Origin of the sequence: Streptomyces sp. NPDC058664 (assembly GCF_042716635.1) — a bacterium.
Lineage (GTDB): Bacteria > Actinomycetota > Actinomycetes > Streptomycetales > Streptomycetaceae > Streptomyces.
The window spans coordinates 92,460-106,162 of sequence record NZ_JBHXRW010000005.1; the positions used below are offsets into that span (position 1 = coordinate 92,460).

11 protein-coding genes are annotated in these 13,703 nt (G+C 69.6%); 10 read left to right on the top strand and 1 reads right to left on the bottom strand.

Annotated elements, in window-relative coordinates:
• The first annotated feature begins 80 nt into the window (after positions 1 to 80).
• The 10 genes from ACFWUY_RS06185 (at position 81) to ACFWUY_RS06230 (ending at position 11,368) form a co-directional block, all read left to right on the top strand.
• Entirely contained in the window at positions 81 to 1,013 is a 933-nt protein-coding gene (locus ACFWUY_RS06185; protein ID WP_384102835.1) for an ABC transporter permease, read from the top strand.
• Complete coding sequence (locus ACFWUY_RS06190) at positions 1,006 to 1,959, top strand: ABC transporter permease (RefSeq protein ID WP_384102585.1); 954 nt, start codon at positions 1,006 to 1,008, stop codon at positions 1,957 to 1,959. Before ACFWUY_RS06185 ends, ACFWUY_RS06190 begins: the two co-directional genes overlap by 8 nt.
• A gap of 14 nt (positions 1,960 to 1,973) precedes the next feature.
• Positions 1,974 to 3,032, top strand: coding sequence for an ABC transporter ATP-binding protein (locus ACFWUY_RS06195; protein WP_384102587.1), 1,059 nt, complete (start codon positions 1,974 to 1,976; stop codon positions 3,030 to 3,032).
• Positions 3,025 to 4,134: an ABC transporter ATP-binding protein gene (locus ACFWUY_RS06200; RefSeq protein ID WP_384102589.1), complete on the top strand. Its 1,110-nt coding sequence runs from the start codon at positions 3,025 to 3,027 to the stop codon at positions 4,132 to 4,134. The genes ACFWUY_RS06195 and ACFWUY_RS06200 overlap by 8 nt, the downstream gene beginning before the upstream one ends.
• 197 nt (positions 4,135 to 4,331) lie before the next feature.
• On the top strand, positions 4,332 to 5,960 hold the full coding sequence (locus tag ACFWUY_RS06205) for an ABC transporter substrate-binding protein (RefSeq protein WP_384102591.1): 1,629 nt from the start codon (positions 4,332 to 4,334) through the stop codon (positions 5,958 to 5,960).
• Between the two features lie 103 nt (positions 5,961 to 6,063).
• Positions 6,064 to 6,987: an ABC transporter permease gene (locus ACFWUY_RS06210; protein WP_384102594.1), complete on the top strand. Its 924-nt coding sequence runs from the start codon at positions 6,064 to 6,066 to the stop codon at positions 6,985 to 6,987.
• Positions 6,980 to 7,966, top strand: coding sequence for an ABC transporter permease (locus ACFWUY_RS06215; RefSeq protein ID WP_384102596.1), 987 nt, complete (start codon positions 6,980 to 6,982; stop codon positions 7,964 to 7,966). Before ACFWUY_RS06210 ends, ACFWUY_RS06215 begins: the two co-directional genes overlap by 8 nt.
• A gap of 6 nt (positions 7,967 to 7,972) precedes the next feature.
• A complete protein-coding gene (locus tag ACFWUY_RS06220; RefSeq protein ID WP_384102598.1) occupies positions 7,973 to 8,956 on the top strand; it encodes an ABC transporter ATP-binding protein in 984 nt (327 codons plus the stop codon).
• Positions 8,949 to 10,091, top strand: a complete 1,143-nt coding sequence (locus ACFWUY_RS06225; RefSeq protein ID WP_384102600.1) for an ABC transporter ATP-binding protein — start codon at positions 8,949 to 8,951, stop codon at positions 10,089 to 10,091. The genes ACFWUY_RS06220 and ACFWUY_RS06225 overlap by 8 nt, the downstream gene beginning before the upstream one ends.
• Before the next feature lie 338 nt (positions 10,092 to 10,429).
• On the top strand, positions 10,430 to 11,368 hold the full coding sequence (locus ACFWUY_RS06230) for a hypothetical protein (RefSeq protein WP_384102604.1): 939 nt from the start codon (positions 10,430 to 10,432) through the stop codon (positions 11,366 to 11,368).
• 41 nt (positions 11,369 to 11,409) lie between these two features.
• Here the strand turns inward: ACFWUY_RS06230 and ACFWUY_RS06235 are convergent, their stop codons facing one another.
• Positions 11,410 to 13,587: an alpha/beta fold hydrolase gene (locus tag ACFWUY_RS06235; RefSeq protein ID WP_384102606.1), complete on the bottom strand. Its 2,178-nt coding sequence runs from the start codon at positions 13,585 to 13,587 to the stop codon at positions 11,410 to 11,412.
• Positions 13,588 to 13,703 lie beyond the last annotated feature (116 nt).

Here is a 13,703-nt window from a genome sequence, read left to right on the forward strand (position 1 = left end):
ACATCGCCATGCCCGTAAGCAGGGCAGGGCTGTCGGGGGAGGGCCCTCGGCTGCGGCCGTCACATCTCAACGGAGGCATGATGGGGCGCTATGTCGCACGACGACTGCTCCAGATGATCCCGGTGTTTTTCGGGACAACCCTGCTGATCTTCCTCATGGTCTACAGCCTGCCCGGCGACCCCGTGGCCGGACTGTTCGGTGACAAGGGCGCGTCCCCCACCACCATCGCGGAGATCAGACACAAGCTCGGTCTCGACCAGCACATCCTGAAGCAGTACTGGGATTACATCACCGGGATCCTCTTCCACTTCGACTTCGGGACGCAGCTCCGCAACGACCGTCCCGTCACCGAGGTGCTGGGCGACGCGTTCCCCGTCACGCTGCAGCTCGCAGCGCTCGCCTTCGCCGTCGAGCTCATCTTCGGCATCGGCCTCGGCGTCATCGCCGGTCTCCGCGCCGGCCGCCTGGCCGACAACGCCATCCTGATCTTCACGCTGCTGATCATCTCGATCCCGGTCTTCGTGCTCGGCTTCATCATCAAGATGGTGTTCGCCTTCGAGCTCGGATGGATCGCACCGAACGTCAGCAACGACCAGTTGCTCTCCGAGATGATCGCTCCGGCCATCGTCCTCGGCGGTCTCTCCCTTGCCTATGTGGCACGGCTCACCCGCACCTCCATGGCGGAGAACCTCCGCGCGGACTACATGCGCACGGCCGTCGCCAAGGGCCTGCCGAAGAGCCGCGTCATCGGCGTCCACCTGATGCGCAACTCGCTGATCCCGGTCGTCACCTTCCTCGGTACCGACATCGGCGCCCTCATGGGCGGCGCGGTCGTCACCGAAGGCATCTTCAACGTCAAGGGTGTCGGTGGTCTGATCTACGAGTCGATCACCCGGCGCGAGGGCACCACCCTCGTCGGCCTCGTCACGATCCTGGTCGTCGTCTACCTCATCACCAGCCTGCTCATCGACCTGCTGTACGCGGTCCTGGACCCGAGGATCCGGTATGCCTGACGTGACCAAGACCGCGACCGCGGCCGCCACCGGGGACGCCGTCACCACCCCCTCGGTGGACGTGGCCGACATCAAGGGCGAGAAGGCGCGCAGCCTCTGGGGCGACGCCTGGAGCGACCTGCGCCGCAACCCGTACTTCATCGTGTCGTCGGTGCTGATCTTCTTCCTGCTGCTGATCTCCGCCTTCCCGAGCCTGTTCACCAGCGCCTCGCCCACCACGGGTGACCTCGTCCGGCACTACGTGGGCAAGCCCGATCTCGGCAACATCGGCTCGGAGGGCTGGCTCGGCTACGACATCCAGGGCCGCTCCGTCTACGCCCGACTGATCTACGGCACCCGTGCCTCGATCATCGTCGGCATCTGCGTCACCGCGATCGTCACCGTCGTCGGCGGCATCACGGGCATGATCGCCGGCTACTTCGGCGGCTGGATCGACGCGCTCATGTCCCGGATCACCGACATCTTCTTCGGCATCCCGTTCCTGCTCGGCGCCATGGTCGTCCTGCAGGCGTTCGTCGACCGCACCGTCTGGGTCGTCGTCTTCGCCCTCGCCTTCCTCGGCTGGACGCAGATGGCCCGCGTCATGCGCGGTGCCGTGATCACGGTCAAGCACGCCGACTACGTCCACGCGGCGAAGGCCCTCGGCGCCGGCACGACCCGGATCCTCTTCCGGCACATCCTGCCCAACGCCATGGCCCCCGTGATCGTCGTCGCGACCATCGCGCTCGGCGGCTACATCTCGGCCGAGGCCACCCTGTCCTACCTGGGCCTGGGCCTTGCCTCCCCGACCGTCTCGTGGGGTGTCGACATCTCCGCGGGTGTTCAGGCGATCCGTACGTCGCAGCACATCCTGCTGTACCCGTCGATCATGCTGAGCCTCACCGTTCTGGCGTTCATCATGCTCGGCGAAGCCGTCCGCAACGCCCTCGACCCCAAGCTGCGCTGAGGAGGGCGTAAAAGATGAGCATCATCGACAAGACCGCGGCCGTCCCGGCGCCGCGCGACGGCGCCGACCACAACGGTCCGCTGCTCGAAGTCCGCGACCTGCACGTCGAGTTCCACACCCGTGACGGTGTGGCCAAGGCGGTCAACGGTGTCAACTACTCGGTGAACGCCGGCGAGACCCTCGCCGTCCTCGGCGAGTCCGGCTCCGGCAAGTCCGTCACCGCGCAGGCCATCATGGGCATCCTCGACATGCCGCCCGGCAAGATCCCGCAGGGCGAGATCCTGTTCCGCGGCCAGGACATGCTGAAGATGTCCGAGGAGGAGCGCCGGAAGATCCGCGGCCGGAAGATCGCGATGATCTTCCAGGACGCGCTGTCCTCCCTCAACCCGGTCCTCAGCGTCGGCTACCAGCTCGGCGAGATGTTCCGGGTGCACCAGGGCCTGTCCAAGAAGGACGCCAAGGTCAAGGCCATCGAGCTGATGGACAAGGTCAAGATCCCCGCCGCCGCGGCGCGGGTCTCCGACTACCCCCACCAGTTCTCCGGCGGCATGCGCCAGCGCATCATGATCGCCATGGCGCTCGCGCTGGAGCCGGACCTGATCATCGCCGACGAGCCCACCACGGCTCTCGACGTGACCGTCCAGGCCCAGGTCATGGACCTCCTCGCGGAGCTCCAGCGGGAATACAACATGGGCCTGATCCTGATCACCCACGACCTCGGCGTCGTCGCCGACGTCGCGGACAAGATCGCCGTGATGTACGCCGGCCGGATCGTCGAGCAGGCGCCGGTGCACGAGCTGTACGGCCGCCCCGCGCACCCGTACACCCGGGGCCTCCTGGACTCGATCCCGCGCCTGGACCAGAAGGGCCAGGAGCTGTACGCGATCAAGGGCCTGCCGCCCAACCTGCTCCGCGTGCCCTCCGGTTGCGCCTTCAACCCGCGCTGCCCCAAGGCCGACGACATCTGCCGTACGGAGATCCCGGCCCTGACGCCGGTCACCGAGCAGGACGGCGCGGATCTCCCGGGCCGTAAGAGCGCCTGCCACTTCTGGAAGGAGACGATCCATGGCTGACCTCAGCAAGAACGACGAGGCCGTGGCCGCATCCGAGGCGGAGGCCGTAGCCGCCATCGAGGCGCCCGTGGGCCGCGGTGAGCCGATCCTCCAGGTGCGTGGCCTGAAGAAGCACTTCCCGCTGACGCAGGGCATCCTCTTCAAGAAGCAGGTCGGCGCGGTCAAGGCCGTGGACGGGGTCTCCTTCGACCTCTACCAGGGCGAGACCCTCGGCATCGTGGGCGAGTCCGGCTGTGGCAAGTCCACGGTCGCCAAGCTCCTGATGAACCTGGAGCGGGCCACCGCCGGCGAGGTCTTCTACAAGGGCCAGGACATCACCAAGCTGTCCGGGCGCGCGCTGAAGGCCGTCCGCCGCAACATCCAGATGGTGTTCCAGGACCCGTACACCTCGCTCAACCCGCGCATGACGGTCGGCGACATCATCGGGGAGCCCTTCGACATCCACCCCGAGGTGGCCCCGAAGGGCGACCGGCGCCGCAAGGTGCAGGAGCTCCTCGACGTCGTCGGTCTCAACCCCGAGTACATCAACCGGTACCCGCACCAGTTCTCCGGCGGTCAGCGCCAGCGCATCGGCATCGCCCGCGGCCTCGCGCTCAACCCGGAGATCATCATCTGCGACGAGCCGGTGTCGGCCCTGGACGTCTCCGTCCAGGCGCAGGTCATCAACCTGATGGAGAAGCTCCAGGACGAGTTCAACCTCTCCTACCTCTTCATCGCGCACGACCTGTCGATCGTCCGGCACATCTCGGACCGCGTCGGCGTCATGTACCTCGGCAAGATGGCCGAGATCGGTACGGACGAGCAGATCTACGAGCACCCGACGCACCCGTACACGCAGGCGCTGCTCTCCGCGGTGCCGGTGCCGGACCCGGAGGCCCGCGCGCACCGCGAGCGGATCATCCTCACCGGTGACGTCCCCTCGCCGGCGAACCCGCCGTCGGGCTGCAGCTTCCGCACCCGCTGCTGGAAGGCGCAGGAGAAGTGCGCGCAGGAGACGCCGCTCCTCGCGGTCCCGCAGCGCTTCCAGGGCCAGGACACCCCGGCCGCGCACTTCTCGGCGTGCCACTTCGCCGAGGAGAAGCAGGTCGTCCCGGTGCACTGACGCACCGAAGTCCTGACGCGCTGGTTCACCGAGCGCGTCAGGACGAAGGGCGCCCCGATCCGTACGTACGGATCGGGGCGCCCTTCGTCGTGTCACGGAGAGCGGGGCGTCCATCCGGTCGTCGTAAAAGTGCACCCCCGTCAATATCGGGTGATATTGGGGCCTAAGTCACGCTTAGGACATTCGGGAGGCACTCCATGCGCGGAGCCACGCACGCCAAGTGGGCCGCTCTGGCCACCGCCGTCGCCCTCGCGGCGACCGCCTGCGGTGGCGGCGACAGCGGCGGTGGCGGCGGGGGTGCCGACGGCATCGTGAGTTCTTCGTGGGGCGACCCGCAGAACCCGCTGGAGCCCGCCAACACCAACGAGGTCCAGGGCGGCAAGGTCCTCTCCATGATCTTCCGCGGACTCAAGCAGTACGACCCGAAGACCGGCGAGGCCAAGGACATGCTCGCCGAGAAGATCGAGACCACCGACTCGACCAACTTCACCATCACGGTCAAGGACGGCTGGACCTTCTCCAACGGTGAGAAGGTCACCGCCCAGTCCTTCGTCGACGCCTGGAACTACGGCGCCCATCTGAAGAACAACCAGAAGAACGCCTACTTCTTCGGCCAGATCGAGGGCTACGACCAGGTCCACCCCGAGAAGGGCGAGCCGACCGCCGAGACCATGTCCGGCCTCAAGGTCACCGGCCCCCAGACCTTCACGGTCAAGCTCACCCAGAAGTTCTCCACCTGGCCCGTCACCCTGGGCTACGTCGCCTTCGCGCCGCTCCCCAAGGCCTTCTTCGACGACCACGCGGCCTGGCTCTCGAAGCCCGTCGGAAACGGCCCGTACACCGTCGACTCGTACTCCAAGGGCTCCCAGATGGCCCTGAAGCGCTGGGACGGCTACCCCGGGACCGACAAGGCGCAGAACGGCGGCGTGACCCTCAAGGTCTACACCGACAACAACACCGCCTACACCGACCTGACGGCCGGCAACCTCGACCTCGTCGACGACGTCCCCGCCTCCCAGCTCAAGAACGTCCAGGCCGACCTCGGAGACCGGTACATCAACGTCCCCGCCGGCATCATCCAGACCCTGTCCTTCCCGTTCTACGACCCGAACTGGAACAAGCCAGGACAGGAGAAGCTCCGCCAGGGCCTCTCCATGGCCATCGACCGCGCCCAGATCACCGAGACGATCTTCCAGAAGACCCGCACCCCCGCCGTCGACTGGACCTCCCCGGTCCTCGGCGAGGAGGGTGGCTACAAGGACATCTGCGGCGACTTCTGCAAGTACGACGCGGCCGAGGCGAAGAAGCTCGTCGCGGAGGGCGGCGGCATCCCCGGCGGCACCATGAAGATCTCGTACAACGCCGACACCGGCTCCCACAAGGAATGGGTCGACGCGGTCTGCAACTCCATCAACCGCGCCCTCGGCAACGACCGCGCCTGCGTCGGCAACCCCGTCGGCACCTTCGCCGACTACCGCAACCAGGTCACCACGCAGAAGCTCACCGGCCCCTTCCGCGCCGGCTGGCAGATGGACTACCCGCTCATCCAGAACTTCCTGCAGCCGCTCTACTACACCAACGCCTCGTCCAACGACGGCAAGTACACCGACCCCGAGTTCGACAAGCTCGTCAACCAGGCCAACGCCGAGGCGGACACCGCCAAGGCCGTCGGACTCTTCCAGCAGGCCGAGGAAGTCCTCCGCGACGACATGGGCGCCGTCCCGCTCTGGTACCAGAACGGCAGCGCCGGCTACTCGGACCGGGTCACCAACGTCTCCCTGAACCCCTTCAGCGTCCCGGTCTACGACCAGATCAAGGTCAACTGACGCCGTAGCAGGTCGGAGGCGTACGGCCCGGCCCGCGGACCCCCGCGCCGGGCCGTACGCCTTCCCGGTACCCCCCACCCGGAGCCAACCCCCGGAGCCCCCCATGGGTCGTTATGTGATCCGGCGACTGCTGCAGATGATCCCGGTCTTCTTCGGCGCCACGCTGCTGATCTTCCTGATGGTGAACGTGATGGGCGATCCCATCGCCGGACTGTGCGGCGACCGCCAGTGCGACCCGGCGACCGCGGCCCAGCTCGAGAAGGAGTTCGGCCTCGACAAGCCCGTCTGGCAGCAATACCTGACCTACATGGGCAACGTCTTCACCGGCGACTTCGGCACGGCCTTCAACGGCCAGGAGGTCACCGAGCTGATGGCGAACGCCTTCCCGGTCACCATCCGCCTCACCATCGTCGCCATCCTCTTCGAGATCGTCATCGGCATCAGCCTCGGCGTCCTCACCGGCCTCAAGCGCGGGCGTCCCGTCGACACCACCGTGCTGCTGCTGACCCTGGTCGTCATCTCCGTGCCGACCTTCGTCACCGGCCTGCTGCTCCAGCTCCTCCTCGGCGTGAAGTGGGGCTGGATCAAACCGGCCGTCTCCAGCGAGGCCACGTTCGGCGAGCTGATCGTCCCCGGACTCGTCCTCGCCTCGGTCTCCCTCGCGTACGTCACCCGGCTCACCCGGACCTCCATCGCCGAGAACAAACGAGCCGACTACGTCCGCACCGCCGTCGCCAAGGGTCTGCCCCGCCGCCGGGTCATCACCCGTCACCTGCTGCGCAACAGCCTCATCCCGGTGGTGACCTTCATCGGAACGGACATCGGCGCGCTCATGGGCGGAGCCATCGTCACCGAACGGATCTTCAACATCCACGGCGTCGGCTACCAGCTCTACCAGGGCATCCTGCGCCAGAACACCCAGACCGTGGTCGGCTTCGTGACCGTCCTCGTCCTGGTCTTCCTGGTGGCGAACCTGCTCGTCGACCTCCTGTACGCCGTCCTTGACCCGAGGATCCGCTATGCCTGAGCAGCCTCAGCCGTTCGACGACGGCCGCGCGATCAACCACACCGGAGCCGGAGGCGGGACCGACCTCGCGATGGACGAGGGCGAGACGCTGGAGAAGACCCCGGGCGGCCCCCAGGGCACCGGTGCCGACAAGAAGCCCCGCTCCCTCTGGTCCGACGCCTGGCACGACCTTCGCCGGAACCCGGTCTTCATCATCTCCGGGCTGATCATCGTCTTCCTGGTGGTCATCGCCATCTGGCCGCAGCTCATCGCCAGCGGCAACCCCCTGGACTGCGACCTCTCCAAGGCGCAGGAGGGCTCCCAGCCCGGTCACCCCTTCGGCTTCAACGGCCAGGGCTGCGACGTCTACACCCGTACGGTCTACGGAGCCAGGGCCTCCGTCCAGGTCGGCCTCTTCGCCACCCTCGGCGTGACCCTCCTCGGCTCCGTCCTCGGCGGCCTCGCCGGCTTCTACGGCGGCGCCTGGGACGGCTTCCTCTCCCGCATCACCGACGTCTTCTTCGCGATCCCCGTCATCCTCGGCGGCCTCGTCCTGCTCTCCGTCGTCAGCAACAACAGCGTCTGGCCCGTCATCGGCTTCATGGTGCTCCTCGGCTGGCCGCAGCTCTCCCGCATCGCCCGCGGCTCCGTCATCACCGTCAAGCAGAACGACTACGTGCAGGCCGCCCGCGCGCTCGGCGCCTCCAACTCGCGGATGATGCTCCGGCACATCACGCCCAACGCGCTCGCGCCCGTCATCGTCGTCGCGACCATCGCCCTCGGCACGTACATCTCGCTGGAAGCCACGCTCTCCTTCCTCGGCGTCGGCCTCAAGCCCCCCACCGTCTCCTGGGGCATCGACATCTCCTCGGCCGCCGCCTACGTGCGCAACGCCCCGCACATGCTGCTCTGGCCCTCCGGCGCGCTCGCCATCACCGTGCTCGCCTTCATCATGCTCGGCGACGCCGTCCGCGACGCCCTCGACCCCAAGCTGAGGTAGGGACCCATGCTGCTCGAAGTGCGCGACCTGCACGTGGAGTTCCACACCCGCGAGGGCGTCGCCAAGGCGGTCAACGGCGTCGACTACTCCGTCGACGCCGGCGAGACCCTCGCCGTCCTCGGCGAGTCCGGCTCCGGCAAGTCCGTCACCGCCCAGGCCGTCATGGGCATCCTCGACATCCCCCCGGGCAGGATCACCAAAGGCGAGATCCTCTTCCAGGGCCAGGACCTCCTGAAGCTCAAGGAGGAGGACCGGCGCAAGGTCCGCGGCGCCAAGATGGCGATGATCTTCCAGGACGCCCTGTCCTCCCTCAACCCCGTCATCAGCGTCGGCGACCAGCTCGGCGAGATGTTCCAGGTCCACCAGGGCATGTCCCGGAAGGACTCCAAGGCCAAGGCCGTCGAACTGATGGACCGGGTCCGCATCCCCGCCGCCAAGGAACGCGTCGGCCAGTACCCGCACCAGTTCTCCGGCGGCATGCGCCAGCGCATCATGATCGCGATGGCACTCGCCCTCGAACCCGAGCTGATCATCGCCGACGAGCCCACCACCGCCCTCGACGTCACCGTCCAGGCCCAGGTCATGGACCTGCTCGCCGAGCTCCAGCGCGAACTCCACATGGGCCTCATCCTCATCACCCACGACCTCGGGGTCGTCGCCGACGTCGCCGACAAGATCGCCGTCATGTACGCCGGCCGGATCGTCGAACGCGCCCCCGTCCACGAGATCTACAAGGCCCCCGCCCACCCCTACACCAAGGGCCTCCTCGAATCGATCCCGCGCCTGGACCAGAAGGGCCAGGAGCTGTACGCGATCAAGGGACTGCCGCCCAACCTGCTGAACATCCCGCCCGGCTGCGCCTTCAACCCCCGCTGCCCGCTGGCCAGGGACCGCTGCCGGACCGACGTACCCCCGCTGTACGAGGTGACCGAGTCCCCGGTACCGCGCACCAGCGCCTGCCACTTCTGGAAGGAGTGCCTCCATGGCTGAGACCGCTGAGGGGGCCGGGACGACCGGGGCGTCCGAGACGACCAGGACGCCCGAAGCGATCCTCGAAGTCCGGGGCCTCCACAAGCACTACCCGCTCACCCGGGGCGTCCTCTTCAAGAAGCAGGTCGGCGCCGTCAAGGCGGTCGACGGCGTCGACTTCGACCTCGCCGCAGGAGAGACCCTCGGCATCGTCGGCGAGTCCGGCTGCGGCAAGTCGACCGTGGCGAAGATGCTGGTCAACCTGGAACGGCCGACGTCCGGCTCGATCCGCTACAAGGGCGAGGACATCAGCACACTCTCCCCGCGCGCCCTCAAGGCCGTCCGCCGCAACATCCAGATGGTGTTCCAGGACCCGTACACCTCGCTCAACCCGCGCATGACGGTCGGCGACATCATCGGCGAGCCGTACGAGATCCACCCCGAGGTCGCCCCCAAGGGCTCCCGCCGGCAGAAGGTCCAGGACCTCCTCGACGTCGTCGGCCTCAACCCCGAGTACATCAACCGCTACCCGCACCAGTTCTCCGGCGGTCAGCGCCAGCGCATCGGCATCGCCCGCGGCCTCGCCCTCCAGCCCGAGATCATCGTCGCCGACGAACCGGTCTCCGCCCTCGACGTCTCCGTCCAGGCCCAGGTCGTCAACCTCCTGGACAACCTCCAGACCGAGTTCTCCCTGTCGTACGTCTTCATCGCCCACGACCTGTCGATCGTCCGGCACATCTCCGACCGCGTCGGCGTCATGTACCTCGGCCGGATCGTCGAGATCGGCACCGAGAACCAGATCTACGACCACCCCACCCACCCCTACACCCAGGCGCTGCTCTCCGCCGTCCCGGTCCCCGACCCCGAGGCGCGGGCCCACCGCGAACGCATCATCCTCACCGGCGACGTGCCCTCCCCGGCCAACATCCCCTCCGGCTGCCGCTTCCGCACCCGCTGCTGGAAGGCCCAGGAACGCTGCGCCCAGGAAGTCCCGCTCCTCGCCGTCCCCGCGGTCTTCCGCCTCACCGACAGCCCGGCGAGACACGACTCGGCCTGCCACTTCGCCGAGGAGAAGCAGGTCGTCCCGCCGGAGCACGACGCGAACGGACCCGAATCCCCTCCGGGTGACCGCTTCCGCAAGCCCGAAGCGCCTTAACGCGCGGGCAACGCGCCGGAAGCGGCTCCGATATACGGACACGACACACTCGACAACGTACGGCCGTGCGGGTGCCGTGAGCCGGCCGGGGGCGTCGACGACGCCCCCGGCCGGTGCCCCCTTTTTTGGCTCGGTTCGCCTCCGGGGCGCTCAAGCCGGGCTCACACGCCCGACCGTGCTCGCCCCCTCGTTCCTCGGAGGCTCCGCGCGCTCGGGCGTGTTCCCCCGGCCGCGCCCCTTCGGCTCACTCGCCGGTTCTCAGGAGCATCCCGGCCTGATGCGCGCGGGTTCCGCGGAACCGCTTGTTTCGGCGGGTGGCGACCGTGAGTATCGGGACCGTGACTGTGACACGACCGGCACGACTCACGGGCGCCGCGCTCTGCGCCGCGCTCGCCCTCATCGCCGCCGTGTGGATCCTCAAGGACCTCGCCGCGCTCGGCTCGCCCGCAGACCTCGCGTGGTACTGGGCGGGGGACCACCACTTCCTCATCCGGGGGCGGTCCGCCACCTCCCTCGTCGACCCGGTGCTCCTCGCCGCCTCCGTCGCCACCGTCGTCGCCGCCCTCCGCTCCCGCCACGCGGCCTCCGCGCTCGCCGCGACCGGCGCCGCCACCCTCGCCCTGCGGCTGCCCGGCCTCTGGGCGTCCGACAGCGGGGCCCTCGTCACCGCCTTCCTCGAACTGGCCCTCGCCACCGGTCTCGTCATCACCGCCGCCGTCGGCCGCCGCCCCGTCACCGCCGCGTACGAACAGCCCGCCACCCGTCCCCGCACCGGCCCCGCGGTCGCCGCCGGGATCCTGCTCGCCGTCGCCGCGCTCGTCGCGGTCCTGTGGGAGCTGTACTGGGCCACCGAACTGCCCCTGGAGATCACCGTCGACCGGTTCGTCGGCGGCCGGTCCGTCATCAAGGCGGCCCTCGCGCCCCCGCCCGGCTGGCTCTCCGTCGTCCTCGTCGCCCTGTACGGCACGGCCGCCGTCTCCGCCTTCGTACGGGCCCGCCACAGCCGGTCCTACGGGCTGCTCGCCGGCGTCTTCCTCACGGCCTACGGCATCGCCGAGGTCGCGCGGACCGCCCGGTACGAACTCGTCGGCCGCTTCGCGGACATCGCGACAGCCGACCGGATGGACGTCCTCAGCGCGTTCTTCGGACTGCTCGCCGGCGTCGCGGTGCTCGTCCTCCTCGCCGGACGCGGCGCCCCCGCCGCCGCGCCCGGCCCCTACCCGCCGGTCCGGATGCCGCCCCCGGCGCCGCCGTACCCGCCGCCGCCCGGCTGGTGACCCGGCGCCGGTGACTCGGGGCTGGTGTCGGGGATGGTGACTCAGCTCTCCTCCACGTCCTCCACGAGCCCCAAGGACCGCTTCAGGAAGTCCACCTGGAGCAGCAGCAGGTTCTCCGCGACCTGCTCCTGCGGCGTCATGTGGGTGACCCCGGTCAGCGGCAGCACCTCGTGCGGCCGGCCCGCCGCGAGCAGCGCGGAGGACAGCCGCAGCGCGTGCGCGACCACCACGTTGTCGTCCGCGAGACCGTGCACGATCATCATCGGCCGCACCGGGACCTCCGGCGACGAGAGGCCGTCGTCGGTGAGCAGCGACTGCGCCGCGTACACCTCCGGATCGTCCTGCGGAGTGCCGAGGTACCGCTCCGTGTAGTGGGTGTCGTACAGCCTCCAGTCCGCCACCGGCGCACCCGCGACGGCCGCGTGGAACACGTCCGGCCGCTGGAGCACCGCCCGTGCCGCCAGGTAACCGCCGTACGACCAGCCACGGATCGCGACCCGCTCCAGATCGAGCGGGAAGCGCCCGGCGAGCGCCCTGAGCGCCTCCACCTGGTCGTCGAGGGTCGGCGAGAAGTCCCGCGCGATCGCCTTCTCCCAGGCGGGGGAGCGGCCCGGCGTGCCCCGTCCGTCCGCCACGACCACCGCGAAGCCCTGGTCGGCGAACCACTGGGACGTCAGATGCGGGTTGTGGGCGGCGACCACCCGGGGCCCGTGCGGACCGCCGTACGGATCCATCAGGACCGGCAGTGGCCCGTCACCCTCCTCGTACCCGGAGGGCAGCAGCACCGCGCACGGGATCCGCCGCGCGCCCGCCTCCGTGAGCCGCACCCGGGCGGTGATCACCGGCTCCTTGGCGTACGAGCCCACCACCGCGACCTGTTCGCCGTCCCGGAGCACCCGCGCCACGCTCCCCGGCGCCTCGGGCCGCGCCGACACGAGGACGGTCACCGCCCCGGAGCGCACGGCGCCGTGCACCCCGACGCCCCCGGACAGCCGCTCGGCGCCCGCGCCGGTCACCCGGTACACATGGACCTCACCGGTCTCGGGGACGGCCGCGTCCGCGCCCGCCGACGCCGACACGAGGACGTCGCCGTCCCCGATGTCGAGCACGGCCCGGACGTGCAGCGAGGCCCCGGTGAGCGCCTTGTCCCCCACGGCCAGGGCCCGGGCGCCGCTCTCGTCCGTGACGCGCACGAGCCGCCCGTCCGGAGCCCACGCCGGCACCCCCGGCAGCAGCTCCAGCCACACCGGATCCGTCTCCTCCCGTACGGCCGTCGTCGCCCCGGACTCCGGGTCCACCGCCAGGAACAGCTGTCCGCGCTGGTCCCGCGCCTGGACGAGGAGCAGCGGAGCCCCGGCCGCCGACCAGTGGACCCGCGCCAGGTACGGGTACCGCTCCCGGTCCCACCGCACCTCCGTACGCCCCCCGTCGAGGCCCACGACGAACAGCCGGACCTCCGCGTTGTCCGTACCGGCCGCCGGATACGCCATCGACTGCGGCTCCCGGTCCGGATGCGCCGGGTCGGCGATCCACCAGCGCCGCACCGCCCGGTCGTCCGCCCGCGCGACGAGCAGCCGGTCCGAGCCGGGGGACCACCAGAAACCCCGCTCCCTGCCCATCTCCTCGGAGGCGATGAATTCGGCCAATCCGTAGGAGACGTGCCCGTCCTCCGGAACGGCCAGCTCCCGGTCCCCGGAGCCGTCCGCGCCCACCACCCGCAGCGCGCCCCCCGTCACGTACGCCACGAACCGCCCGTCCGGCGAGGGCCGGGGGTCGATCACCGGCCCCGGCACCGGCAGTTCCCGCGCCGTCCCCGCCCGCAGCTCCGCCGTGAACAGCCGCCCCGACAGGGTGAACGCCGCCAACTCCACCGCCCCGTCCACCGCGTAGGACACCACCCCGGCCGAGCCCTCCCGGCTCCGCTCCCGGCGCGCCCGCTCCTGCGGCGAGAGCTCCTCCTCCGCCCCCGCGAGCAGCACCTCGGGATCGGCCGCCACCCGTTCCCCGGGCGCGCCGCCGTCGCGGGGCAGGTCGAGGACCCAGAGCCGGTGCGAACGGTCGGTCCCCGACGCGGACCTGACGAACACCACGCGCTCCCCGTCCGGGGAGATCGAGAAGGCACGCGGGACCCCCAGGGTGAACCGCTGGGTCCTGGCGTGCTGGCGGGGGAAGGAGAGCCCGGCCGAGGGTGTGGCCGACTGCTGTCGAGACAAGGTCATGCGGCTGAAACTAGCGCCGTGCGCCCCCCTCGTGCCTCCGTCCGCCGATCGATGCGGCCGCACGGATAGTTATGATCCGTAGCGCTAGGTGGGTATGCATCCGATCGGCATGTCCC

What these genes read in the sequence shown, in the direction of transcription:
- ACFWUY_RS06235 (WP_384102606.1), bottom strand. Translation starts at nt 13,587, where the DNA reads ATGACCTTGTCTCGACAGCAGTCGGCCACACCCTCGGCCGGGCTCTCC.
- ACFWUY_RS06215 (WP_384102596.1), top strand. Translation starts at nt 6,980, where the DNA reads ATGCCTGAGCAGCCTCAGCCGTTCGACGACGGCCGCGCGATCAACCAC.
- ACFWUY_RS06190 (WP_384102585.1), top strand. Translation starts at nt 1,006, where the DNA reads ATGCCTGACGTGACCAAGACCGCGACCGCGGCCGCCACCGGGGACGCC.
- ACFWUY_RS06195 (WP_384102587.1), top strand. Translation starts at nt 1,974, where the DNA reads ATGAGCATCATCGACAAGACCGCGGCCGTCCCGGCGCCGCGCGACGGC.
- ACFWUY_RS06225 (WP_384102600.1), top strand. Translation starts at nt 8,949, where the DNA reads ATGGCTGAGACCGCTGAGGGGGCCGGGACGACCGGGGCGTCCGAGACG.
- ACFWUY_RS06210 (WP_384102594.1), top strand. Translation starts at nt 6,064, where the DNA reads ATGGGTCGTTATGTGATCCGGCGACTGCTGCAGATGATCCCGGTCTTC.
- ACFWUY_RS06205 (WP_384102591.1), top strand. Translation starts at nt 4,332, where the DNA reads ATGCGCGGAGCCACGCACGCCAAGTGGGCCGCTCTGGCCACCGCCGTC.
- ACFWUY_RS06220 (WP_384102598.1), top strand. Translation starts at nt 7,973, where the DNA reads ATGCTGCTCGAAGTGCGCGACCTGCACGTGGAGTTCCACACCCGCGAG.
- ACFWUY_RS06200 (WP_384102589.1), top strand. Translation starts at nt 3,025, where the DNA reads ATGGCTGACCTCAGCAAGAACGACGAGGCCGTGGCCGCATCCGAGGCG.
- ACFWUY_RS06185 (WP_384102835.1), top strand. Translation starts at nt 81, where the DNA reads ATGGGGCGCTATGTCGCACGACGACTGCTCCAGATGATCCCGGTGTTT.